The sequence below is a fragment of the Psychrobacter sp. NPDC078409 genome, from assembly GCF_050268505.1.
Lineage (GTDB): Bacteria > Pseudomonadota > Gammaproteobacteria > Pseudomonadales > Moraxellaceae > Psychrobacter.
Genome location: NZ_JBNNGW010000003.1, coordinates 565588 through 591675 on the forward strand (window position 1 = coordinate 565588; position 26088 = coordinate 591675).

At 41.8% G+C, this 26088-nt stretch carries 20 protein-coding genes and 1 pseudogene; 13 read left to right on the forward strand and 8 right to left on the reverse strand.

The features are described 5' to 3' along the window. Nucleotides 1–61: 61 nt before the first annotated feature. A complete protein-coding gene (locus tag ACQKC9_RS08395) occupies nucleotides 62–880 on the forward strand; it encodes a hypothetical protein (protein WP_427621354.1) in 819 nt (272 codons plus the stop codon). A 195-nt stretch (nucleotides 881–1075) separates the two neighbouring features. On the opposite strand, the gene ACQKC9_RS08400 is transcribed toward ACQKC9_RS08395, so the two are convergent. After that, nucleotides 1076–1876: a crotonase/enoyl-CoA hydratase family protein gene (locus ACQKC9_RS08400; protein WP_427621355.1), complete on the reverse strand. Its 801-nt coding sequence runs from the start codon at nucleotides 1874–1876 to the stop codon at nucleotides 1076–1078. A 238-nt stretch (nucleotides 1877–2114) separates the two neighbouring features. Here ACQKC9_RS08400 and ACQKC9_RS08405 point away from each other — a divergent pair, with 238 nt between their 5' ends. Both ACQKC9_RS08405 and rlmF read left to right on the forward strand, forming a co-directional pair. Further along, the gene (locus tag ACQKC9_RS08405) at nucleotides 2115–2870 is read left to right on the forward strand and encodes a LysE family translocator (protein WP_427621357.1); all 756 of its coding nucleotides are present in this window, start codon (nucleotides 2115–2117) and stop codon (nucleotides 2868–2870) included. Between the two features lie 87 nt (nucleotides 2871–2957). Further along, the gene (rlmF, locus tag ACQKC9_RS08410) at nucleotides 2958–3995 is read left to right on the forward strand and encodes a 23S rRNA (adenine(1618)-N(6))-methyltransferase RlmF (protein ID WP_427621359.1); all 1038 of its coding nucleotides are present in this window, start codon (nucleotides 2958–2960) and stop codon (nucleotides 3993–3995) included. 110 nt (nucleotides 3996–4105) lie between these two features. Here the strand turns inward: rlmF and ACQKC9_RS08415 are convergent, their stop codons facing one another. The 6 genes and pseudogenes from ACQKC9_RS08415 to dnaA all read right to left on the reverse strand — a co-directional run bounded on the left by ACQKC9_RS08415 (nucleotide 4106) and on the right by dnaA (nucleotide 12129). Then, nucleotides 4106–4474 carry a manganese efflux pump MntP family protein gene (locus ACQKC9_RS08415; protein ID WP_427621360.1) on the reverse strand — a complete coding sequence of 123 codons (369 nt, stop codon included), beginning with the start codon at nucleotides 4472–4474 and terminating at the stop codon, nucleotides 4106–4108. A gap of 39 nt (nucleotides 4475–4513) precedes the next feature. Continuing rightward, a pseudogene (locus tag ACQKC9_RS08420) lies at nucleotides 4514–4729 on the reverse strand (manganese efflux pump MntP family protein); the annotation flags it as partial. Between the two features lie 126 nt (nucleotides 4730–4855). Then, the gene (gene gyrB / locus ACQKC9_RS08425) at nucleotides 4856–7471 is read right to left on the reverse strand and encodes a DNA topoisomerase (ATP-hydrolyzing) subunit B (protein WP_427621361.1); all 2616 of its coding nucleotides are present in this window, start codon (nucleotides 7469–7471) and stop codon (nucleotides 4856–4858) included. Nucleotides 7472–8003: 532 nt separating this feature from the next. Next, complete coding sequence (recF, locus tag ACQKC9_RS08430) at nucleotides 8004–9215, reverse strand: DNA replication/repair protein RecF (protein ID WP_427621363.1); 1212 nt, start codon at nucleotides 9213–9215, stop codon at nucleotides 8004–8006. 138 nt (nucleotides 9216–9353) lie between these two features. Next, nucleotides 9354–10529 carry a DNA polymerase III subunit beta gene (dnaN, locus tag ACQKC9_RS08435; RefSeq protein ID WP_427621365.1) on the reverse strand — a complete coding sequence of 392 codons (1176 nt, stop codon included), beginning with the start codon at nucleotides 10527–10529 and terminating at the stop codon, nucleotides 9354–9356. Between the two features lie 160 nt (nucleotides 10530–10689). Further along, nucleotides 10690–12129: a chromosomal replication initiator protein DnaA gene (dnaA, locus tag ACQKC9_RS08440; RefSeq protein WP_427621366.1), complete on the reverse strand. Its 1440-nt coding sequence runs from the start codon at nucleotides 12127–12129 to the stop codon at nucleotides 10690–10692. Nucleotides 12130–12720: 591 nt separating this feature from the next. Here dnaA and rpmH point away from each other — a divergent pair. From rpmH to ACQKC9_RS08480, 8 genes are all read left to right on the forward strand, one after another. Then, nucleotides 12721–12855 carry a 50S ribosomal protein L34 gene (gene rpmH, locus ACQKC9_RS08445; RefSeq protein WP_007394757.1) on the forward strand — a complete coding sequence of 45 codons (135 nt, stop codon included), beginning with the start codon at nucleotides 12721–12723 and terminating at the stop codon, nucleotides 12853–12855. 179 nt (nucleotides 12856–13034) lie between these two features. After that, the gene (rnpA, locus tag ACQKC9_RS08450) at nucleotides 13035–13406 is read left to right on the forward strand and encodes a ribonuclease P protein component (RefSeq protein ID WP_427621367.1); all 372 of its coding nucleotides are present in this window, start codon (nucleotides 13035–13037) and stop codon (nucleotides 13404–13406) included. 1 nt (nucleotide 13407) lies between these two features. Beyond that, complete coding sequence (yidD, locus tag ACQKC9_RS08455) at nucleotides 13408–13788, forward strand: membrane protein insertion efficiency factor YidD (protein WP_427621368.1); 381 nt, start codon at nucleotides 13408–13410, stop codon at nucleotides 13786–13788. 215 nt (nucleotides 13789–14003) lie between these two features. After that, nucleotides 14004–15686, forward strand: coding sequence for a membrane protein insertase YidC (gene yidC / locus ACQKC9_RS08460; protein WP_160021025.1), 1683 nt, complete (start codon nucleotides 14004–14006; stop codon nucleotides 15684–15686). Nucleotides 15687–15966: 280 nt separating this feature from the next. Beyond that, a complete protein-coding gene (mnmE, locus tag ACQKC9_RS08465) occupies nucleotides 15967–17355 on the forward strand; it encodes a tRNA uridine-5-carboxymethylaminomethyl(34) synthesis GTPase MnmE (protein WP_427621429.1) in 1389 nt (462 codons plus the stop codon). 87 nt (nucleotides 17356–17442) lie between these two features. Further along, complete coding sequence (nrdR, locus tag ACQKC9_RS08470; RefSeq protein ID WP_057762240.1) at nucleotides 17443–17901, forward strand: transcriptional regulator NrdR; 459 nt, start codon at nucleotides 17443–17445, stop codon at nucleotides 17899–17901. 113 nt (nucleotides 17902–18014) lie between these two features. After that, nucleotides 18015–19070: a bifunctional diaminohydroxyphosphoribosylaminopyrimidine deaminase/5-amino-6-(5-phosphoribosylamino)uracil reductase RibD gene (ribD, locus tag ACQKC9_RS08475; protein WP_427621369.1), complete on the forward strand. Its 1056-nt coding sequence runs from the start codon at nucleotides 18015–18017 to the stop codon at nucleotides 19068–19070. Nucleotides 19071–19501: 431 nt separating this feature from the next. Next, nucleotides 19502–20176, forward strand: coding sequence for a riboflavin synthase (locus ACQKC9_RS08480; RefSeq protein WP_427621370.1), 675 nt, complete (start codon nucleotides 19502–19504; stop codon nucleotides 20174–20176). Nucleotides 20177–20281: 105 nt separating this feature from the next. Here ACQKC9_RS08480 and ACQKC9_RS08485 read toward each other — a convergent pair whose 3' ends face one another. After that, the gene (locus tag ACQKC9_RS08485; RefSeq protein ID WP_427621371.1) at nucleotides 20282–23038 is read right to left on the reverse strand and encodes a response regulator; all 2757 of its coding nucleotides are present in this window, start codon (nucleotides 23036–23038) and stop codon (nucleotides 20282–20284) included. Nucleotides 23039–23365: 327 nt separating this feature from the next. On the opposite strand from ACQKC9_RS08485, the gene fmt reads away from it, so the two are divergent. Both fmt and ACQKC9_RS08495 read left to right on the forward strand, forming a co-directional pair. Further along, the gene (fmt, locus tag ACQKC9_RS08490) at nucleotides 23366–24436 is read left to right on the forward strand and encodes a methionyl-tRNA formyltransferase (RefSeq protein ID WP_427621373.1); all 1071 of its coding nucleotides are present in this window, start codon (nucleotides 23366–23368) and stop codon (nucleotides 24434–24436) included. A 65-nt stretch (nucleotides 24437–24501) separates the two neighbouring features. Next, complete coding sequence (locus tag ACQKC9_RS08495; protein ID WP_427621375.1) at nucleotides 24502–26088, forward strand: transcription antitermination factor NusB; 1587 nt, start codon at nucleotides 24502–24504, stop codon at nucleotides 26086–26088.

A 26088-nucleotide genomic window follows, 5' to 3' on the forward strand; every position in this document is an offset into this window, starting at 1 on the left:
TCTATCAACATCTACCCAAACTATCTAATAAGCCATCAAGGCTAACAAAAAGGAATGAAGAATGAAAATGGACTTTTTACCGAAATCAGTACTAAAGATTAGTGCCCTTACCTTTGCCATTGCCGCAACCGCTTCTTGCACTGCTATGGCAACAGGAACTGACCATCAAACTGCAAACGTAACTAGCAGCACTGCTATCACTCTCGGCAATGCTGCCACGACTAGCGGCACCAATGATACCGTTGCCATCGGTAGTCAGGCCAATGCAGGATTAAACTCAGCTACTGCCGTTGGCGGTCAAGCTAACGCTGCTGGTCTAGGCTCAACCTCTATCGGTTGGCAATCAAAAGCCACTGCCGAACGTGCGCAAGCTTTTGGTCATCTAGCCAATGCAAGTGGTGTGCGCTCTACTGCTGTCGGTGAAGCAGCCATGGCAGGTGGCAATAATGATACGGTTGCTGTCGGCAATAAAGCCAATGCAGGTCTCAACTCAGCCACTGCCATTGGTGGTGAAGCCAATGCTGCTGGTCTAGGCTCAACCTCTATCGGTTGGCAGTCAAAAGCTACCGCTGAACGTGCACAAGCATTTGGTCATCTAGCCAATGCAAGTGGTATGCGCTCTACCGCTGTCGGTGAAGCGGCTATGGCACAAGGCGCGACTTCGGTCGCAGTCGGTAATAAATCTATGGCAGGCGGCATGAACAGTATCGCTATCGGTAACGAGGCAAAAGCATCTAAAGACAACCAAGTTGTCTTAGGTAACGCTGGACAAGTACAGTCGAGTACCGCAGCACAATCAGGTACGGTCAGAATCGTTACGATCGATGACAACGGCACTTTGGGTACTATGATGGTTGACTACTACCAAAAAGCTAAATAATTATAGTTAAGCCAATAACACTGGTATAGCTATAACCAGCCATGCTAGATAAAGTAATAAAACCTCGCGATTGCGAGGTTTTTTTTGGGTGGTATGTTCGACTAAACAGGACTTTTACGGAAGTTTAAAAGATAATCACACATATCGAACTTTTATCTTTTGCTTATGAGAAATAACTCTTAAACCATACTAGTATTAACGCCCCTTAAACTCCGCCTCACGTCTCTCAACCATCGCCATTACACCTTCTTTGGCATCTTCTGAATGAAACAGCGGCGGCAGATAGCTATGGATATTAGCCAATGCAGTCGCTGCCCCATTACGGCTGGCATCTTGTGCTGAAGACAATGCCCCTCTCACGCCTAAAGGTGCCGCTTTACAGATTTCTTCTGCCAACGTTAATGCACGCTCGTACTCAGTCCCATTTGCTACTACTTCACTGACCAAATTCAGCCTATCGGCCGTTTGCGCATCGAATGCTTTACCAGTGAGTAGATACGGCATGGCTTTTTGCCAGCCAGCAGCGGCGACAAAGCGTACCGTTGCACCGCCAAATGGCATGATACCGCGCTGGACTTCCATTTGTGCAAAGTTACAGTTATCACTAGCGATGACCACATCACTGTTTAGCATCAGCTCGATAGCCACGGTGAAGCAAGTGCCCTTGACCGCCACGACCACAGGTTTGGTACGTAGTTTCCCGCTAATGCCCCATGGATCGATTTGATCGTCATTAAACTCAAATACGCCATCGTTTAGCTTGTCTTGTAGCTCTACCAAATCTAGCCCAGCGGTAAAGTGATCTCCATGGGCAAATACCAATACACAACGTAAGTTGTCATCTTGCTCGTAGCGAGTCATGGCGTCAGACAGTTGGGCAATCATATGACTGTCAAAGGCGTTGCGTTTGTTGGCACGGTTTAGCCCGACAAGGCAAACATGGCCTTGCGTGTTATAAGTGATGCGGTTTTCTGTGGCGTTACTATCCGTAGTCATGGTTCCATCCTTGTTAAAGTAATTATTTGCATATTTTGCATATAATGAGTGGTTATATAGTCGAATCTCAATAATTTATCGGTAGAGATTGAGCGATAAGTCACCTTTAATATAGACACCCTCGTTCTATAACACAAGCAATAGAGATGACTCGCATAGTGCAAAGATCGATAAAAGTTGACCTCATTTACGATAAGTGCAACTATGTTGCAGGTCTAAATATGGTTCAGAGTATTTTATGGAATTTTGGCACGGTTTTTTACTTATCACTAGCGTACATCTATTGGCTGCGGCCTCACCTGGCCCTGATTTTGTCTTAGTCTCGCAGCAGACATTAGCAAAAGGTCGACGCACAGGTTTGATTTGTAGTCTCGGTATTACCTTGGGTCTTGCCGTCCATATTATCTATTCTGTATTAGGACTGGCGACTGTCATTGCTCATTCACAGCCATTATTGACTGCTATTAAATGGTTGGGGGGCGGCTATCTGATTTATTTAGGTTGGCAAGGTATCCAAGCCAAGCCTAAAAAACCAGCAGATTTAGAAACAGCTCATCTTTTAGAAAAAACACATGCTTTAGAAAAAGCAGATTCACAAGTAGGTTCAAGCACTCACACTTCGCAAGATGCGCTTACTAGCCAGACCACACCTACAACCAAAGAAACCACTATCGAAAAATCATCTAGCAATAGCGAATCTACCTTTGCTACGTTGCGTCGCGGATTCCTTTGTAATGTCTTTAATCCAAAAGCACCTGTCTATTTTGTAGCTATTTTTACTCTTGTATTGTCGCCTGACATCCCGCTTTGGCAATTGGCTATTTATGGTGTATGGATGATGGTGTTACAGATGGCATGGTTTAGTACGGTCGTCATGCTACTCTCTATCCCTGCGGTACATCGACGCTTCCAAAGATTTGAGCATTGGATCGACCGCGTATTGGGTACTGCGATGATCGTATTAGGGCTTAACTTGATATTACGTCATCGATAAGCGACCGATAAAGCGCGGATAAACAATTAGCAACCTGCGAAATCTGCTACACTGGTTAATTATATCCATATATCGTAGCCTGACATTATGACAAGTAAGCCCATGACCCGTAACCCTGCAAATAGTAAACACAGAAACAGATCTCCTGCGACCGCGAAGAAACTCGGTCAGCTGCACCCACGCAACCCGCACCAAGGTCGTTATGACTTTGCGGTACTGACTCGCGCCTTACCAGAGCTTGCTGACCACACCATTACCAACCCTAAAGGTGAGTCGACGATTAACTTCTCGGATCATCAGGCTGTTCGCGTGCTAAATAAAGCACTGTTAGCGAACTATTACGGGGTTAAGTTTTGGGACATTCCTGAAGGTTATCTATGTCCGCCGATTCCTGGACGTGCCGATTATATTCACTATATCGCGGACTTGTTGGCGCAAACCACTCACGTAAACACCGATAACACACCTCCAACGGGTAAAGAGATTCATGCGCTTGATATCGGTACTGGTGCCAGTGCTATCTACCCTATCGTTGGTAGTCAGAGCTATGGCTGGCGCTTCACGGCAAGTGACATTGACCCTATCTCGGTCAATACCGCAGCGCTGATTTGTGAAGCCAATCCAAAGCTGAAAAGTGCGGTCAAAGTAAAACTGCAGCCTGAGCCTAAGTTTATCTTTAAAAACATCATTGGTCGTCAAGATTATTTTGACGTCGTGGTTTGCAACCCTCCATTTCATGCTTCATTAGAGGAAGCGATGGAAGCCAATAGTCGCAAGCAGCATAATTTGCAGCGTCATCGTGGTAAAAATGAAAGCGAGCAAATCAGCCGCAGTTCAACCAAATCAGGCAACGCTGCGCAAAATCTAAACTTTGGTGGTCAGCACAAAGAGCTATGGAGTGAAGGTGGCGAGATTGCGTTCTTGACCAAGATGGCAAAAGAAAGCCAGAGCTTTGCAGAGCATGTGGGTTGGTTCACTACCTTAGTGTCGAAATCTGAAAACGTTAAGCCATTGCAATTATTATTAAAGCAGTTAGACGTCGCTCAAATGCGTATTATCGAAATGAGCCAAGGTCAGAAAAGCACTCGCGTACTAGCTTGGCGCTTTGACACTGACGAAGAATAATCACTAAGCAAAATTACTAATTCGAGTTTCACGTGAAACAAAAAAGCACCGCTTTGATATTCAAAGCGGTGCTTTTTTATAAATACTCAGTAAAAATCTAAATATATTAGCTAAAAAAACATTACTTTTAGACCAATTGCAATAAGCACGATACCGCCCAATGCTTCAGCTTTATCCTCTAGCCATGTGCCTGAGCGACGTCCCAAATAGATCCCGAGCCAGCCAAATATAGCGGTTACTACAGCGATAATCAAGCAAGCTAACCACGCGTTCAGTGCCAATAAATTCAGCGTAAACCCTGCCGCCATTGCATCGATACTGGTTGCAACCGCTAAGGTAAAAATGGTGTGGTGATTGATATGTCCATGCTTACTCGTGGCTGTTACTGTATCACTATCAGTGTTAGTAACATCATCATTGACGTCCAGATCATCACTGTCAGTATCTGACTCGTCAGCAGTAAACACTTCATAAAGCATTTTCCCACCTAGAGCAATCAATATAGTACCGCCAATCTAGGGTGCAGCAGCGGCCAACCAACCCAACATTGCCGCACCCAATAAGTATCCAATAAGCGGCATTACGCCCTGAGCAATACCAAAGTAAAGCGCAGCATAGATAGCCAAGCGCAGTATATATTGATGACTGTATTTTTGAGCCTTAGCACCCAACCCTATCGACACTGCAAACGCATCCATCGCTAAAGCAATAGCGAGTAAAATTACTTCAACCATTTGATTTCCACAGATTGTAATTATTAAATAATAGCAACGCTAACAAATGAGTTTCACGTGAAACAAAAATACCGCCTTGAATATCAAAGCGGTATTTTTATAAATTGTCAGTAACCAATTTCAAATTTAGATATCTAAGTTCGATACTGTTAGCGCATTCTCTTCAATAAAGATACGACGCGGCTCAACGTGATCACCCATTAGGCAAGTAAACATATGGTCAGCGGCGATAGCATCTTCGATAGTAACGCGTAGCATACGACGATTTTCAGGGTCCATCGTTGTATCCCATAGCTGGTCGGCGTTCATCTCACCTAGCCCTTTGTAACGTTGGATAGCTAGACCACGACGTGCATCCAACATCATCTGTTGCCATAAATAATCGAAGTCACGTACTGGGATATCTTTCGTTGTGCCCGCAGACGCTTCACGGCGAATAAAGGCATCGCTCTCAAGCAACGTATTCCATTCACTTGATAAACGTAGCAGTTTGCCATACTCACCCGAGTTGATAAAGCTAGCATCTAACAGGTAATGGTGTGCCAGTTGATGCACGTATACCGTGACGCGTGGTAGCCATTGAGCCTTGGCAGATAAAGCCTCACTATCTGACGCTTCGCCGCCTTCAGTACCTACTACTGGCGTCATACCCAATAGATCTGCTGCGGCTGCATCCATATTTTTTGGCTGCGGCGCATGGATATTAACCAATTCAATCTCAGGGCTTAGATCGCTACCGAAGTGATCAAGCTTAGTCTGCATCGATGCTTTCCAATCCTGCATGGCAGACTCATCATAAGTCATGTCAGTGCTAAGTTTTGGCGTATGCGTCAATGCGTCCAAAATTACCGCTGGGAAGCGAATCTGCAGACGCGCCTTGATCAACTGTGTCTGGTTGTAGTCGTTGAGCAGTGTCTCAAGCGCTTGACCAGTAATCGCAGGCGAATCGGCACTGATATGCAGCTTAGTATTGTCAATGGTTGAAGACAATAGATACGCTTTAAGCGCTTCGTCATCTTTTAGGTATAACTCTTGACGACCTTTTTTCACTTTGTATAGCGGCGGCTGAGCAATATATACATAACCACGCTCGATCAATTCAGGCGTTTGACGGAAGAAGAACGTCAATAGCAACGTACGAATATGCGATCCATCAACATCGGCATCGGTCATGATGATGATTTTGTGATAGCGTACTTTGTCAGGATTATACTCATCAGGACCAATACCACAACCTAATGCAGTAATCAGGTTACCCACTTCAGCAGATGATAACATCTTATCAAAGCGCGCACGCTCAACGTTTAGAATTTTACCTTTTAGTGGCAAAATAGCTTGGGTCTTACGGCTACGACCTTGTTTAGCTGAGCCACCTGCAGAGTCACCCTCCACAATATATAGCTCAGATAGTACTGGATCTTTTTCTTGGCAATCAGCAAGTTTACCGGGCAGACCTGCAATATCCAGAGTCGTCTTGCGACGGGTCATTTCACGCGCTTTACGAGCGGCGTCACGCGCCCTTGCTGCTTCCATAATTTTATTAGCAATGGCTTTACCAGCAGTTGGATTCTCTAGCAGATAGTCATTGAACTTATCATGCATCGCTGATTCGACAGCAGACTTCACTTCACTTGAGACTAGCTTGTCTTTGGTCTGACTTGAGAATTTTGGATCTGGCACTTTCACCGAGACAATAGCCGTTAGGCCTTCACGAGCGTCATCACCAGTCGCAGCGACCTTTTCTTTTTTGAATAAATTCTCGCGATCCATATAGCTATTGAGGCCACGTGTAAGTGCTGAGCGGAAACCTGATAGATGCGTACCGCCATCTTTTTGCGGAATATTATTGGTAAAGCACAACACTTTTTCGTTATACGTATCGGTCCATTGCAGCGCAACCTCGACACTGATACCATCGTCTTGTTGACTGGTAAAATGGAAGACTTCATTGATACCGTCTTTGCCTGCATTGATATAGCTGACAAATTCTAGTAAACCACCTTTGTGCTCAAACTCATGACGCTTATCAATACGCTCATCGGTCAGAACGATACGCACACCAGAGTTCAAAAATGACAGCTCGCGTAGGCGTTTTGCCAAAATATCATATTCAAAGACTGTACCGGTGAATACGTCGCTACTTGGATAAAAGCGGATTTGCGTACCGGTTTGATCGGTCGCTTCCATCTGCTGAATGTCGGCGTCAGGTACGCCATCAGTATAGGTCTGATGGTAATGATAGCCTTCACGCCAGATATTCATCTCAAGCTTTTTAGACAACGCATTGACGACCGATACCCCAACACCATGCAGGCCACCTGATACTTTATAGCTATTATCATCGAACTTACCGCCTGCATGCAAAACAGTCATAATGACCTGTGCCGCTGATACACCCTCTTCTGGATGAATATCGACTGGTACACCGCGGCCATTATCCATTACACTGACAGACTCATCTTCGTGAATGATGATATCGATCTGATCACAGTGACCGGCCAGCGCCTCATCGATAGAGTTATCCACGACCTCAAAGACCATGTGATGCAAGCCTGTGCCATCGTCAGTGTCACCGATATACATACCAGGGCGCACGCGTACAGCCTCTAACCCACGTAGTACACGGATATCCTTAGAACTATAATCAGAAGGTAATACTTCTGAAATTACAGTAGGCACAGCGGCTTCAGTAGCACTGGCATCTATCAATTGCTCGTGGTCAATAGGTAATGAATCACTCATGTACATTCCTTAATCTAGCCATAATCAGCCGTTTTTGTCAGCGCACTTATAAAAATGCACCTCATGATGGCATCTTAAAATCAACTTCTATTATTCATAACTTAGAGTGCATATGAGCGGCTAAACCACTAACCACCGTTAACCTCAAAAAGGCTGCATAGAGATAAAATTGGCAAATTACTTATTAGTAATAGTCTTTATTTTGCTAGCCGTTGTTAAAACTATTGAAATAAATAAAATATTTAATTATCAACTACTTATAAAGAAACGAAAAATAGAAATCTTTTATATGATGCTATCAGATAAATTGCTGAGAACAGGACAAAAATAAAGGGTTATTTTAGCATTTTTTTGTCTGTAAGTCACTGTTTACTGGGAGTTTTACGACTTATGAGTCAGTGTCTTAGCCTAATAGCTAATATGAGTGATAGTCGCGACTGTGATGCTCAATAAAGGACGTATAAAAGGAGTTACAAGTAGGCAGGAAAATGCTTAAAGCGATGATAAGCGACTAAGAATTAATCAACAGGAATTAATCAACAGACAATATCTGGCCTTGTTTCACGTGAAACAACTTAGGTTTTGACCACAGCTCATTAACCAGAGGTACGATATCATCCGTTAAACTGGTCATGAACACCTGACAAGGTAGCTGCGATAACGTTGATAAAAGAATGCTTATTGCCCTGTCGTCTAGCTCTGCAGTGATGTCATCTAGTAGCACAACAGGGGTCGCTCTCGATGTTGAGCTATTATCGAACGAACCACTATCTTTATTATCATTGAGCAATAACGGCAACTGCGATAACCGTAGCGCAGTTATGAGCAGCTTCTTTTCACCGCGAGACAAAACATTGGCGGCCTGCTCTTTTAAAGTCGGTAATTTGGTTTGAATACTATGTGCTAAAGATGCTGTTCTGGCATCTGTCGTTTGGTCGCTTATAGACTCATCAGAACGCCAATGCACATGAATATCAGCACGATGATTACCTATACGGGTATATCCCAGTTGCAAATCCTGCTCTAACCGCTCATTAAGCTGCACATCTAGCGCGACACTGGTGTCATAACCAGCGTTATAGCTTAGGCTCAGTTGCTCAGCATAAGAAGGCAATAGCTGTACGATACTCTTGGCAAAATAAGGCTGCCATTCAGTAAATACTTGCTCGCGATAATGATGAATCAAAGCAGCATGGTTGCTCAACCCTTTATCCCATGATTTTAGCTCAGTAAGCTGTGCTTGAGTTAAATGACGAGTGCTTTTTAGCAAACTATTGCGCTGTTTTAGAAGGCGTTGATAAGCCATCCATTGTGGATGAAAACCTTGTTTCATGTGAAACACCAACCAATCTAACAGCTGCCGACGGCTCGCACTTCCCTGCTCCAACATATCCATTGACGATGGATCTATCAGCAACGTAGGTAGCTGCTCTGTCAAGACACTTTGGTTGTAAACAGTGGTTTGATTGAGGCGTAAGATGGTCGTAGCATCTGCTTGCTTTTGAATAGCTAAAGTACGGCTATCGTTGAGCTTAGCATGGACAGTCGTATTGTTTTGATGATGCTGGATATAACGTTTGGGCTGGTGATGGCGAAAACTCTTACCTCTTGATAACAAGAATATTGCTTCGAGCAACGAGGTTTTACCACTACCATTTGCGCCGATAATAATGTTGCAAGCAGCAGGCTCTACACTAATTTTAGTAAGGTTTCTAAGATGGGATATTTGTAGACGTTCAATCATAGTATCGATAGCCGCCCATTAAAGCCTACTTATTTAGCAGGCAAAAGTTTATTAAAAACCAATATATAGTACTGAAAATAAAGCTCTTTGAAACGTACTATTTCTATTCAATTTTGTTTGTTTCTAAAGAAAAACGCATTATATACGCATTGGCATAATGACATACTGATGGAACTCATCATTTAGTTGATTGACCAATACAGAGGCATTCGATTGGCTCATATGCATTTGTAAATCGCCTTGGATAACGCTTAATACATCTTGCAGATAAGCAGCATTAAATGACAACTCCATTGGCTCACCTTGATACTTAGCTTGTATCATCTCGACTGCTTCATCCTGCTCAGCATTATTAGCACGTACTTCGACCATGCCATCGCTAGCAAAATTAAAGACCACACCACGAGATTTTTCATTACTCAAGATGGCAACACGACGTAGAACATCTGTCATTTTTTCCTGACTAAATAAAGCCAGCTTGTCAGTATTGCTCGGCATCACACGGCGATAATCAGGGAACTTACCATCAATCAAACGTGCGGTAAATGTCACCATTAGATCTTGGCTAACTTGCCCTGCACTATCTACATCACCAAATGGCAAACTTACTTGTAAAAACTCTCGGCCAAAACTTAGGGTAACTGCGTTGTCTTGATCACCCAGCATTTTACCAAGCTCAGAAGCTAAACGCTCAAGCTCAATCACTGCCTTACGTGGCAAAATAGCCTGCATATTGAGATCTGCGCTTACATTGATAACACTACGGGCTAATGCCAATCTATGGCCATCTGTTGCTACCGTTGTTAGTTGCTGCTGTGAAACGTCAAAGAGCATACCTGTTAGATAATAGCGTACATCTTGAATCGCCATTGCAAACTGCGTTTTGTGAATCAAATCTGTCAGACGATTACGGCTAATAGTCAGAGGTGTGATATTTTCAGGGTTACCCAAGCTCGGATAGTCTTCGCTTGGTAGTGTCCCTAATGTAAAACGACTCTTACCACTAGTTAACAAGCAACGCTCATTTGCTTGAGTTGCTAGATTAACTTGCGCCTGGGCAGGTAGCGATTTACAAATATCTTTTAGCTTGGTTGCAGGAAGCGTCGTTGTACCTGCTTCTACACAAGCACCAGCAGGCAATTTCAATGTCGATGTCAGCTCTACCTCTAAATCTGACGCTGTTAAGATAAGCTCAGAATCTGATAGCTGTAGCTTAATATTACCCAATATAACCATATTGTGGCGTTTATCAGCGGCTTTGGCGATCAAGTTGATAGCTTTTAGTAACGATTCTCGATTGATCGATAATTGCATGCTTAGTTACTCTTATTTGAATGATTCTTTTATAAAAATTTGTCGTAATGACTCAATAATACCTTGTCTGCTGACGATAATCTACAGAGCATCTGTGCACTTATATTTTCGATATTATAAACCATCTGTATCTACTAGAATACAACGATATCTAACGCTTTTATCCTGCCTGTAACATCAGAGCTAGGGTTTTATAATCCTTATCAAATGCAGGATCTGCTGCTCTTAACTCATTTACTTTATCGCAAGCGTGCATCACCGTCGTATGGTCGCGTCCACCGAACGACTGACCAATTTCAGGGAAGCTATCGCCTGTTAATTCACGCGACAAAGCCATCGCTATTTGACGTGGTCTTGCAATACTACGCGTACGTTTACGCCCCATAATATCTTTGACCGTGACATCATAGTACTCAGCAACTATCTTACGGATGTTATCCATATTGACTGCTTGCACACGCATCGCAACGATGTCTTTTAGCGCATATTGCACCATTTCAAGAGTAATCTGTGCCCCTGTTAAGTTAGCATTGGCAAACACCTGATTTAAGGCACCTTCTAAACGTCTGACATTAGACACCACATTTTGTGCAATGAATAGCGCACATTCCTTTGGTAATACCATTCCGTAAGAGGCCGCTTTTTTCTGCAGAATTTGCACTCGAGTATCAATCTCAGGAGGATCAACAGCGACTGTTAACCCCCAAGAAAATCGTGATCTAAATCGTTCATCAAATTCCGTCATTTGGGAGGGATGTCGATCAGAGGCCAAAATAAGTTGTTTATCACCACTAGTAAAATCTGCAAATAATGTTAGAAACTCATTACTGCTTTTAGTCTTTCCTGCCAATACATGAATATCATCTACAATCAATAAATCTACTTTTTTTATTTTCTTCTTAAAATCTTCTATTTTATTATTTCTTAATGAATAAACTAATTGGTTTATAAATTTTTCAGAAGTGAAATAATAAAAACTTTGATTATTTTTTAAATAACGATGAGCTACAGAATGCATTAAATGCGTTTTTCCCAATCCAGAAGGGCCGTATATAAATAAAGGATTGTGACGATTTTTTGATTGGCGCTTACCAAGCTCATAACAAGCCTTGTAAGCCAAGTTATTGGACTTACCTGTAACAAAGGTTTCAAAAGTAAATTCGGGGTTCAGATAGCTTAATGACTTTGTATCAGCAGATTCAACTGGCTCATTATGACGCATGTTCGCATCGATATCTGCTTTTGCGTTGTTATGATGGATAGATTCAAATTTATGTTCGGATGGGGTAGGGGAGACCTCGTCTTCTACAAACAAAGAACCTGATTGACTGTTATCTTCTGCATTGCGGCCAGCATTATCAACACGTACGACGACTTCTTCAATACTACCTTGACTGTGTTTGGTAACCAACTGCTGAATATCTTGAAGATGATTCTTCTTGATATACGTCACAAAATAATCATTGGGAGCAAGAATAATCAAAGTTTGTGCTTCTTGATGAGCTGACAGAGGTCTCAGCCACATAGTAAACACGTTGTCTTTGACGTTATAACGCAAATCGTTTAGACATTTATCCCAAATATTTGCTGTGTCTATCATGAAAAGTACTGACCTTGTAATCTGAAATAATAGTTATTTTTTAGCAATATAAATTGCTACCTAAGCCTCGATATTACACGTAACAACTAACCAAAGAGTTCGTACTGATATCCTATACGAAGGTGTATATCAAGTAGCGCCTAATTTAACACAGATACCCTGTGGATAAAACCTTGTTTTTTGTGGATAAGACTGTGGACAGTTTTGTGCATAACTTTCACAAGCTAGTTATCCATATTTAACCCACAGTTTATCCACAGGCTTACCCATAGCCTAGTAAATTGATAATAAAAAGGAAAATAGACTTAACCACAGATAATCAGGGTCCCAATAATAACAATACTATATTTATATTAATTAATTATTATTATAGTGTTTGAACCAAACTGTGGATAACTTTGTAAACTATAGAATATATAACTATAAAATTTGGTTAACTAGAAATAGGTTTCTAAGGAAATATCTTTACTAGATTCGTATGAGGTATTTCCTATTTAGGGACAAAGCAAATTAGTTTATTGACCAAAACTATACTGAATGGTATAATCCTCCGTTATTACGAATTTAGTCCATTATTTTGATAGGTGAGTTATGAAACGTACATTCCAACCAAGCGTGATCAAGCGTAAACGTACTCACGGTTTCCGTGCTCGTATGGCAACTAAAAAAGGCCGTCAGGTCTTAGCTCGTCGCCGCGCTAAAGGACGTCATCGCCTTACTGTATAATCAGTAGATTGCGATAAGCATGGCTAATAGTGCTTGTTGTGTTCTTATTGTTTATAGATTGCGATAGTCAATCATCACAACTGACACTTAGCCATATATTAAAAGCGCCCACATCGGCGCTTTTTTTGTCTCTATAATTTGTTATTATTTCTTTTATCGTTATTCTACTAGGTCGTACTATGTCCAATACACTTTCAGATACACCTGCAGCTAGTTTCACTAAACAGCAACGTCTGCTTACTCCTGCAGCCTTTCGTGAGGTATTTGACGCACCTGAGCGCAAGATTCATCAGAGTCATTTAATGGCTTTTGTACGTGCTAACGAGCATGCACAGCCGCGAGTCGGTATGGCTATTACCAAGCGTAAAGTACCTACTGCTGTCGCTCGTAATCTGATCAAAAGGTATGTGCGTGAAGAATTCCGTACGAAAGCTTTTAAAATGGAAAATAAAGATATTGTTTTTATTGTTAAAAAATCTATTGAAGATATAGATAATAAAGAATTAAAAAATCAAATAATTAATATTTTTAAAAAAATAGAAAAAAAATAAAATGAATACTTTATTAAATATAAAAAATATAAATAAAATTTTCTATAAATTGTTTTTTAATTTGATTGTTTTTTATCAAAAAATAGTTAGTCCTATAATACCTGCTCGTTGTCGCTATTATCCGACATGCTCAAATTATGGCAAACAAGCTTTGATATGGCATGGCGCTCGTAAGGGTGGTTGGTTGCTGTTAAAACGTCTTAGCAGGTGTCACCCTTTAGGTGGGCATGGCATAGACTTTGTACCCTTACCATTAGCTTCTTATAGCTATCAATATATATCTTTTAATGATGTACCAAATACTGACACTCAGGGTTTGTGTGTCTATCGAGACAATATTAGCTATGTTTCACAGCTTAATCATTTGATGAAATCAACATAAAGTCGCTTTCTCTAGTCTCAGATAGATACTCTGTTGAGTTACCCACAAGTTATCCACACTCTTGGTATCATTTGAGACAGATTTTTAGTAAAATGATGCACATTTTATGTAAATGACTACTAATTCAGTTGCAATGTGACAGGACAGCTGTGTAGGTCAGTCATGACACATGCCCTAATTTTTCATTCCCTAATTTTTTAATCTAGGAAAGGTTTATGCAAAAGATATTTCGGGTGATGATCATCATTGCGATGCTAATTACCGCTTATCTGCTGATTTTGGCATGGCGAGATGATTATGCCGATGCTCCAGCGGTAGATGCGGTGCCAGAAACTACGAGTTCGGTAGGTGCTGACATTCCTTCTACTACTGGTGCAGCAGGTGATATCCCGGTACAGACATTACCTGTGGATAATAGTGCTGTGACAGCGACTCCTGCGAAAAACGCTGGTCTAATCACGGTAACAACTGATCGCTATGATATAAAAATCAATCCAGAAGGTGGTGATATTGTTTATGCTGCGCTCAAGCAGTATGACGCAACGCTCGATAGCGATAAGCCTTTCGTATTGTTAGAAAACAACAGTAACCGTGTGTATGTGGCTCAATCTGGACTTATTGGTCAGAACGGTATTGATACAGCAGAAGGCAGAGCGACTTATAACCATACTGCTAACAATTATGTGATGGAAGATGGACAGCAAACGTTGTCAGTGCCGCTTACTTACAAAAAAGACGGTGTGACGATTACCAAGACTTTCACTTTCACTGAAAATAAATATCCAATCGATATTAGCTATCAGATTCAAAACGCGTCTACCAATGCTTGGCAAGGTCAGATGTTTGCGCAATTAAAGCGTGATGATAGTAAAGATCCTGGTATGTCTGATAAAGGCGCGCTGAGCATGGCGACTTATCTAGGCGGGGCTTGGGGTACACCAGATGATCCTTATAATAAGCTGAAATTTGGTGACTTTAGTGATGGTGAGTTGACGACCACTAGCGATAAAGGCTGGGTTGGTATCGTACAGCATTACTTTGTATCTGCTTGGACGCCTGAAAACTTTACTGGCAAATTCTTCACTCGTGAAACAGGTAGTGATTACTTTATTGGTTTTAATAGCCAACCAGTGAACGTAGCACCAAACAAGCAAGTTACTTTAAATGCAACACTGTATGCAGGTCCAAAAGTTCAGTCTGAGCTAAAAGACGTTGCGGTAGGCCTTAACAAAACAGTTGATTATGGTCTGCTGTGGCCAATATCAAAGGTCTTGTTTGCTATCTTGGAAGGTGTGCATAAGGTTGTTGGTAACTGGGGTTGGTCAATTATTTTACTGACTATCTTAGTAAAAATTGCCTTAATGTGGTTCTCTAATAAGAGCTACTACTCGATGGCTAAAATGCGCGCCATTGCGCCGAGACTTAAAGTGCTCAAAGAAGAGCATGGCGATGATCGTATGAAAATGTCGCAAGAAATGATGGCGATATATAAAGAAGAAAAAGTCAATCCGATGGCGGGTTGCTTGCCAATCTTGATGCAGATGCCGATTTTCTTAGCCTTATACTGGGTATTAGTAGAGAGTGTTGAGCTGCGTCATGCACCATGGATTTTGTGGATTCAAGATCTATCAGCGATGGACCCGTGGTTTATCTTGCCATTGCTAATGGGTGCGTCGATGTTTGTACAGCAGCAGTTGAACCCACAGCCAGCAGATCCGATGCAGGCAAAAGTAATGAAGTTCTTGCCGATTATCTTTACTGCGTTCATGCTATTTTTCCCAGCAGGTTTGGTTCTATATTGGACAGTCAATAACCTGTTTAGTATGACTCAGCAATATATCGTCAATAAAAAAGTTGATGAAGAGCAGAAGCGTCGTACGGTAAAAGTGGTCGATTAATTAGTTCTTTGTCAGAAATACAAAAAACCATCGCGCAAGCGGTGGTTTTTTTATACGTGGTGGACAAGTGGTAAATGTTATCCACAGCTTATCAACATTATCCACAGTTTATAAATATTGAAACGAATATATGTCTGATACATCTACCTTTCAAAGTTTGCTTTGTCAGTATGAGTCCAGACGTCTATAATGGAGCTTTTAAACATTGAGAGTCATTGTGGATTCCTTAGAGACAGCATTAGCCGTACCTAATTCTTCTGAAAAGTCTAATACATCTGGATTGGCCACAATTGCTGCGATTGCAACGCCGCTTGGGCGAGGAGGTGTGGGTGTCATACGTCTATCAGGCAGCCGTGCTTACGATATGGCATGTGCTCTAACAGGTAAGTCTGCTTTTACGCCGCGAATGGCTAGCTTTTGTCGTTTTTATCAAGCTGATGGCACTGTCATTGATGAGGGATTGGTCTTGTTTTTCAAAGGTCCGCATTCATTCACAGGTGAGGACGTTATTGAGCTGCAAGGGCATGGTGGTGTTATTTTACAAAACCAGTTGCTTGCACGAGTTTTTGAGCTAGGTGCCAAGCAAGCAAGTGCAGGAGAGTTCTCTTATCGTGCCTTTGATAATGATAAATTGGACTTGGTGCAGGCAGAAGCGATCGCTGATGCGATTGATGCCACCAGTGCTGCCGCCGCCAGTAGTGCGATTCGTTCTTTAAGTGGTGAGTTTTCACAAAAAATTAACCAGTTATTAGAACAACTCATTCACCTTCGTTTACATGTCGAAGCTGCTATTGATTTCCCCGATGAAGAAGATGTGGACTTTTTGTCTGATGGTGTCATACAAAGTAAGCTTGAGCAGACGCAAGATAAGATACAACAAGTTCTAGCAACGGCAAAGCAAGGTCAGCTTTTGCGCGATGGTATCCATGTTGTGCTAGCAGGTAGGCCAAACGCAGGTAAATCTAGTTTACTCAACCGCCTTGCAGGGCAAGAGCGTGCTATTGTGACTGATGTCGCTGGTACTACACGTGATACGCTGCAAGAGACAGTTGTACTCAATGGTTTGACACTACATCTGACCGATACGGCAGGCCTACGTGAGACAGAAGACACTGTAGAGCGTATCGGAATTGAGCGTGCCCGTACTGCCATCACGCAGGCTGATATGCTACTGATGGTCTATGATGTGACTCGCGATGTTGAAGAAGAGAGCACACCGTTGCAGCTTGCTGAACAGTTATTTGGTGAATTGCCAGAAGCTAAACGCTTACTAATCATTGCTAATAAGAGCGATTTATTGAGCGATAATAGTGGTGAAAAAAGTGCTGCTATGACCCAAGCTGAGATCAAGAACAGAGGTTATCAGCAAGTTAATGTTTCATGTGAAACAGGTATTGGTATCGATAATTTGGTTGAAGCACTATGTGAGAAAGTAGGCTTTCATCCACCAGAAAACAGTTTAATTGCTCGTACCAGACATTTAGACGCGCTTAGACGGACAGCTAATTTCTTGGCAGAAGCCCATGAGCAATTAACGGTATTCGAAGCGGGTGAATTGGTTGCTGATAGCTTACGTCAAGCACAGCAGAGTTTGGGTGAAATCACAGGTGAGTTCAGCGCTGATGACTTATTGGGTAAGATATTCGGCAGCTTTTGTATTGGTAAATAACTGTTAGGTGGTTTTTGTTATTATTCAATAACATGAACCATTATAAAAACACTGCTCTTATTCTCAATCGTAAAATAAGGAAATGCTATGCACTGTCCGTACTGTAATGCGTCAGAGACCAAGGTTATTGACTCACGTCTTGCTGCGGAAGGGGCACAAGTGCGTCGACGCCGTTCGTGTAACAGCTGCCAAGAACGTTTTACGACTTTTGAGATGGTAGAAGTGGTCATGCCAAGAATCATCAAATCAAGCAACAAGATCGAACCTTACGACAATGAAAAGCTGCGCCGTTCTATTTTACTGCCTTTACAAAAGCGTCCTATCACTATCGATGAACAAGAGGCGATGATTAGTCGTATTGAAAAGCGTGTTAGGCAGATGGGTGAGCGAGAAATCAGTAGTAAAGTCTTGGGTGAAATCATCATGAGTGAACTCAAAACTTTGGATGATGTCGCCTATGTACGCTTTGCTAGCGTGTATCGCGACTTTCAAGATATCGATGCATTCCATCAAGAGATTGCCAATATTCGTCCAAATGAAAAATAAGCGAAGCAAGCTTTTGAGTAATCCTTAGTTGATAAGTGATTCCTAATTACCAATCATCTTTCAAACCCTATTTTCTTATATAGAACCCTCAATCATTTATTAAGCCTAGCCTTATGTCTACTCAAAGCCATGCTCAAGATGCACAAGACCGCTACTTTATGATGCTTGCTATCGAACAAGCGAAGCGCGGTTTATATACTACTAGACCCAATCCTGCAGTCGGCTGCGTTATTGTTCAGGCAGAGCAGATTGTTGGTCAAGGGTTTCACCCAAAAGCTGGTGAACCACATGCAGAAGTGTTTGCGCTGAAAGAGGCTATTACACAGGCAGCAGGGGCAACTGCTTACGTTACATTAGAGCCATGTAGTCATACAGGACGTACGCCGCCATGTGCGTTGGCGCTTGTTGCCGCTAAGGTAAATCGCGTTGTGATTGCAGGTCTAGATCCTAATCCGCAGGTTGCAGGTCGCGGTGTGAAACTATTAGAGCAAGCTGGTATTGAGGTAACGGTCGGTGTCCTGACAGAGCAGGCAGAAGTACTAAACCGTGGTTTTCTAAAAGCCATGCGTACTCAAATGCCTTATGTACGATTGAAAATAGCAACCAGTCTAGACGGTCGTACAGCGATGGCATCTGGCGAATCAAAGTGGATTACCTCAACTGATGCCCGCGAAGATGTACAAAAACTACGAGCACAAAGTGGTGTGATTATTACAGGTAGCGAAACCGTAATAACTGATAACCCACAGCTCAATGTGCGTTCAAGACAACTGGCCGTACCGCCTGAGAAAATACCTAATCCCAAAATAGTCATACTTGATAGGCGTCAGCGTTTAAAGCACAGCCTACAGTCTGATTATCAGCTGTGTCAGCATCCAGATACTATATATTGGCATGAAGGCGATTTGTCGGCGTTGTTGGCGACACTGGTTAGTGAGCACCAGTGCTATGATGTGTTGGTGGAAGCAGGTGCTAGCGTTGCAGGTAGCTTTTTGAGTCAACAGTTGGTAGATGAGTTAATCGTATATCAAGCACCTTGCTTACTTGGTGATGACGCTCGTCCAATGGTTGATTTCAATCCTATGTCCCTTGCTCAGCAGTTACGGTTTGATATAGAAAGTCATCAGCAGCTTGGTCCAGATCTCAAATTAACCCTATTACCTTTATAAATATTCTTCGTGTAAGTAGGTTGTCCACAAATTATAAAAATAAGATTAGAATGTGAGTAAATACGTCATTGATTTACGTGTTTCACATGGAACTGTGTATAACTTTGTTTCACATGAAACACAAAAGATGTTTATATCTCGATTATTTTAATAAATATTAATATAAATCAATACCTTAACAGTCTGTTCATAAATAAATAGGTTTCATGTGAAATTTTTATTTGTTGTGGATAACTATGTATTTATAGCGACTTCTAGCTATACCTCTATTGATTTATTCTTACTTATCCACAATCTATCCTATTAAAGGTCAAATCTATTGATGTTTCACTGTCAGCTATTTGAACAAATTGTGATAAAGAATTGATAGCTGATTTGATAAACTAAAATATTCGCCTATGAAGGCAATACAGTAATGAGATGAGGATAATATGTTTACTGGAATTATAGAAAGCGTTGGAAAGGTTAAATCTATGCAGGCTACAGGCGGTGACATACGTTTGACAGTAGAGTCTGATGACTTAGATTTCAGTGATGTGAAGCTAGGCGATTCTATTGCATCGAATGGTATTTGTTTAACTGTGGTGGAGTTCGGGAGTAACTACTATTCTGTTGATGTCTCACGTGAAACTATTGCTAGAACAGCATTAGAAGGGTTAAAAGCAGGACATACGGTCAATCTAGAAAAGGCCATGCTACCGACAACTCGTTTTGGTGGTCATATCGTCGCTGGTCATGTAGATGGAGTAGGGGTCGTTAGTAAATTACAACAAGATGCTCGTTCTATCTATATTGAGATTGAGATACCGCAAGAGCTAGCGCACTATACAGCGACCAAAGGCTCTATCACAGTAGATGGTATTAGCCTAACGACCAATTTAGTGTGTGACAATATTGTCTCTCTAAATATCATTCCGCATACTGCTCAAGTGACAAATATCGCTAAGCATTGGTTAGTAGGCAACAAAGTGAATATTGAAGTAGATATCGTTGCCCGTTATCTAGAGCGATTACTAAATAAATCTCAATCTGGCGGTATGAACGCGTCAAGCCCGCAAAGCCAAATCACAGAAGCATTTTTGGCCAATAATGGGTTTATGAAATAACAATTAAGCTTACTGAAATATTATCCTCGTACCAAGTTTTTGACCCTATCGATATTACTTTGATTAAGTGATATCGATAGGGTATTTTTTATTTGCACTAGAGATTTATTGTATAAAACTCTGCAAAACGGATTCTAAGTCTTTCTTACTAATGGGTTTGGATAAAAACTCGTCCATACCAACTTGCATACAAGCCTCGCGATCTTCTTCTGTATTATTTGCAGTTAGCGCCACAATCGGTATTTTATCACCTTGTGAACGAATCACTTGTGTGGCTTGTAAGCCATCCATAACGGGCATCCGGCAGTCCATCAAAATCAGAGAGATCTCTTCACGTTGGCTTTTGAGCTTCTCAAGTGCTTGCTGTCCATCTTCTGCGACGATGCTACGATAACCAAGTTTACTTAACATCTTGCAGGCTATCTTTTGGTTAGTAGGACTGTCCTCTACCACTAAGATAAGTGGAGACAAGATTTCTTTCTTAGGTATCTCTTCTTCTACAAAAGATAGACTGCTGTCATATTGATGTTTGACCAGTATGTTTAGCGTTTTCCTTGCAAACAAGGTTAAACGTAGCAGTTCAGAAAGTAGTAAACTTGCGTCCAAGGGTTTGGTCAAAAATCCATCATACTGGCCTAGTAAAGTAGAAGGGATATGTCTTTCAAGTTTCATGCTAAGTAATATCTTCGGTAGTGAAGGCGTAGCGACTAGGTCGTTTAACACTTCTTGTTGCTCGCTATACTTGTTGCTCGCATGATCTGGTAAGGTGATGGATTCGCTGTACTCATAATCTAATAACAAGACAGGAATGACAGTTTGCTCATCTTGTTTTAATTGTTTTTTTAGCTGCTGTGCAGTGGCTCTATCTAAAGCGCTGTAGATAGTCACGGATATCGTTAAGTACTCGCACAAACGTTGTAAATGTTCAGCAACTAGAGGCTGATTGATGATAGCGATAAGGTGGATATGGGGTAGCTGCGAACAACGATGATATACCGATTGATAAGTGGTATGAGGATAAGGAAGGTAGAGGCTAAATATCGTTTCTTTATCCACCGTATTACTGAGTTCGATGAAACCGCCGAGTAACTGAGCAAAGCTATTGGCATCACTCAAGCCAATATTACTGTCTTCAACTAAGTTATGATTGCTTTGATTCAAGATATTGACTAATTGATTTTTTCTCTCAGGAGTAATAGTTGCTCCAGTGTCTTTTACGCTAAACCGAATCCAATAAGATGTCTGCGCAGGCATTGTCGTGTCATTGTTAGGAGTTAAATGCTGATTACTTATTCGCGTTACTTTATCTTCAGGTACACGATCAACAGTGAGCGCGACATAGCCTGATGTTGTAAAACTAATAGCGTTTTTCAACAGATTTAATAGGATATGGTGCAGTCGAATGTAATCAGTTTCGATGTAACGAGGACAGTCCGGCGCAAAGAAATAAATCAATTCTAACCCTTGTTGTCTTATTTCTTTTGTGACTAAATTGCTAACCTCTTTGCTTACCTTATAAATATCAACCGTTTCTATACTTAGACGTGTTTTTCGGACTTCAACTTCCTCTGTTGTTAGCGTCTCATTGAGCACAGTCAACATGCTTTGACTGGTTGTAATCAATGTATTTAGAGTTTTTTTGCCTTGAGCCGTCAATGTTGAAGGGTCGATGGGTTCCAACGAATCAATTATCTTCTCTAGTGGTATCCTTAACTTACGACCTATAAATGCTTGAGCTTCGTTTGATTCATCAATTTGTAATTGCAGTTGTTGGTTGTGTAGCTGTAGTTGTTCAGACTGATGGAAAATCTCATCGACATTATTGAAAATCACAGTAAAACCGTGAACTTGCCCATGTTCACCGAACCATGGTGTTACGTGTAGTTGGTAGGCTTGTTTATTTTCCAAGCCATAAACTATCAGTGTGCGAGTAACGCGCAAACTTGAGATAGTTTTTAACAGTATTTGAGTGGCCTCATCTTTCCCTTCAACGAAATCAGTTAGCTCATAGCTTTGCCCTCTCTGTGTAAGAGGAGTAAATACTTGCTCAAAGCGCTGATTATAGAAACTAATTTGACCATGTCGTATACTCATCAACATCGGTAAGGGCGCTTGATCAACCAAGCGTTCTAAACGATGAGTCAATGTTTTTATACGCCGATAGTCATTATGTAGTTGGTAGCTGACGCGACTTAGCGCATGACCTAACAGCATGAACTCGGTAGTAGATTTCTTTTGTAAGAATGGCGGCGGCGTATAAGATTCTTTTGCGCGGCTACTCAAATTATCCGTATAAACCAGTAATTGCTCCCAGTTGGTTCGACGATTGAGCATATAGAGCAATGCCATGAAAAATAGTACGATGGCGACCATCAAAGGGAGCCAGTAACGGTAAGATATCCAGTCAACAACAAAAGGCTCATGACGTAATACGATATAAATCTGATGTCCGCTTTTTAGATTAATGATCCCTGTTAGTTCATTGCTATTGACAGTATAAGAGCTATGGTCGCTGCTGCTAGAAGCTGATGTACCGATGGTAGGGAAAGCAACGGTAGAAAAAGCAGATTCATTAGGACGAGTATTATGATGAATATAGGTCTGCCCAGAAGGCATCATCAAAATCAGCTGATAACTAAGGTGATCAAAAGTAGGTTGCTCTAAGATTCTTTTTATTTCGCTATCTACAGGTGCTGCATGCTCAATAATACTGTGCTGTAGGGCATAAAAAGTATCTATGCTATGTTGCTCACTATGTTTTTTCATCCCATCAAACATTGTGACATAGTACAGCAGTAACATAACCGTGAGAGACAAGGCATAAAAAATCAATAAGCGTTGTAAGGACTGAAACTGTTGCATGAAAGCGTGGCCCTATCTCGACACGAAAGAATATAGTGAAATTAAAATGAGGTTTCTACATATAGTATATGAATTATACGACAGCTGAATTGTCTAACATTTCTAGTGTTACCTTCTATTTATAGCAGAATAACGGCTTACTGTTTACAGAGAGTGGTTATTAACACCAAATTGTTTTGTAAAAGATATAAATAGAACGTTCGATGTCCTTGATATTATAAAGGCAAATAATGTCATTGGTTATCATGAAGTGAAGTCATTACAATCATGGCACTGCGCCGTAAACTCACCTATAATGAACAAATAAACCTTATATAATGCATGATTATGACTACAACTGCTCCTACCTTTGATACATCTAACTCGCTTACTGACCATGATAACCCAACTACTAACCGATTAAGGGTAGTATTTGCGGGTACGCCTGAATTTGCTGCTATTAGCCTTGAGTCATTAATTAAGCAGCAAGAAGCGCTGAATATAGAGATAGTCGCTGTTTACACGCAGCCTGATCGTAAAGCAGGTCGTGGTCAAAAGTTGTCAGCCTCTGCGGTAAAAGAAGTTGCATTGGCACATGATATCGCTGTAGAGCAGCCAGTCACTTTTAAAAAGTCTAGTGCAGAAGGGCTAGCTGCTAGGCAAACTCTGCGCACTTACCAACCAGATGTGATGATTGTCGCCGCTTACGGGTTGATCCTACCTATCGGTGTATTAGAGACGCCTACTCATGGTTGCTTGAATATTCACGCTTCACTGTTGCCACGCTGGCGCGGTGCTGCACCTATCCATCGCGCACTCTTGGCCGGAGACGATGAGACCGGCATTACCATTATGCAGATGGACAAAGGTCTGGATACGGGTGACATGCTTTATAAAGTCATTGCAAATATCGCCTCTGAAGATACCGCTGCTAGCCTACATGATAAGATGGCTGCACTTGGTGCGACAGCCATTAGTACGGTGCTAAAAGATTTAGCTGCTTATCAAGCTCAAGCTATTGCTCAAAATGATAGTCAAGCCAATTATGCTGAAAAGCTGGTCAAAACCGAAGGCGAAATTGATTGGGCGCAGCCTGCTGCCGCTATTGAACGTCAAATTCGTGGGCTGACACCATGGCCAGGTGCTTATACTTTCCTAGCAGGGCAGCGCGTCAAAGTGTTGGCTAGTTTACCTGTAAATACATCGCAGCAAACCAGTGAGCCTGCTGGAACGGTCATCAGTGTCGGACGAAAAGCGATCTTAGTCGCTTGTGGTAAAGAGAGTGACACTGAATCGTCGGCCACCACTTTAGCTATTACCCATTTACAGTTTGCAGGTGGTAAGCCAATGACAGCTGAACAAGTTTGCCACGGCAACCAATTAAATGACGGCGATCAACTTACGACAGAAACAAAATAACGTTACTTATATTTAACCTACTTGCACAAGACGCTATCGATGATACGTCAAGGAAATGAAATTTAATGAGACAAAACAGTACTGCGCCTAGAAACAATAAGCTCAAACCATCAAGCAATCTTATTATGAATGGCAGCGTACGCGTGCGTGTGATTCGTACATTACTGGCTATTCAAAATGGTCAGTCGCTCTCAAGCGTCCTTGATCCATTATTGAATAGTCTACATGATGGTGACAAAGGTTTTGCCCATGCGCTACTGCTTATGACATTGCGCCAATGGCACGCGCTGGCACGTTTGCTCGATAGCTTAGCAGACAACCCTATCGACGAAGTTGAGGTGCGTACCACCATTCAAGTCGGCTTAGTACAGTTGCTTTACTTAGAAGTGGCTGACCATGCTGCGATTCATGAAACCGTTGAAGCTGCCAAAGAGATTGAGTTCGCTCACTCGACTGGTTTGGTGAATGCTATTTTGCGTAAAGTCGCCAAGAATCCAAGCAAATTCCGTAAGAAATGCGATAAAAAGCATAGTCTACCAAATTGGCTTGCTTACCAGCTTAAGCAAGATTGGAGCGAGCAGTATGATGAGCTGACACAAGGCTTACGCCAACCAGCACCGATGTTTTTACGAGTGAATTCGGCGGTTACTTCGGTAGAGGATTATCAGCATGCATTGGACGGGGCAGAAATTGATGCAGATATCGTTGAGCTAACGACTGGCTTTAAGGTAGCGAACTCATCAGAGACTGCCGCTTCTACCACGCTATCAACCAAAGGTCTTAGACTACATCAAAGCACTGCCGTTAACGCTTTGCCTGATTTTGCTTTAGGAGCAGCTAGCGTACAAGATATGCATGCTCAGTTAGCTGCACCGATTATCAATAAAGCATTAATGGTTAAGCTTAGTGCTGAAAAATCTGATACGGAAAGTACGAATAATGAGATACATATTCTAGATGCTTGTGCGGCACCTGGTGGCAAGCTTGCTCACTGGTTAGAGCTTGTAAGCGCTAACGACGAATCATCGTTGTTTCACGTGAAACAAGACAACAATGAGATATCATCTGAAACGTCATCTGCGATTACTGATATCAAAGTAACGGCTATCGATAACGAAGCACCACGTATCGAGCGTATTCGTGAGAACTTACAACGCCTAAATTTAAGTCAGCATGATTTGCAGCAAGCAAATAACAGCATTGCACTTAATATAGTCTGTGCAGATGCGACCAGATGGCAGCATGGCAAGAATAAAAAAGCGGCTACCAATGAACCCGTATTTGATGCAATATTATTGGACTCTCCTTGTACTGCGACTGGCGTGATTCGCCGTCATCCAGATATCAGTATCCTGCGTACTGAAGAAGACATCGAGCAAACGGCACTGTTGCAAGCAGATATCTTGCATAACTTATGGCCACAACTCAAAGCTGGTGGTTATCTGCTGTACGTGACCTGTTCTATCTTAAAGCAAGAGAACGTCGAGCAAATGCAGGACTTTATCACTCATCATAATGACGCAGTAGTGATCGAGTTTACTGAAGATTGCAACTGGGGTATCGAACAAGCAATCGGTCGTCAGTGCTTACCCATTGATAGCGAGAATGGTGATGGTTTTTATTATGCATTGCTACAAAAAACTGCTGAATAA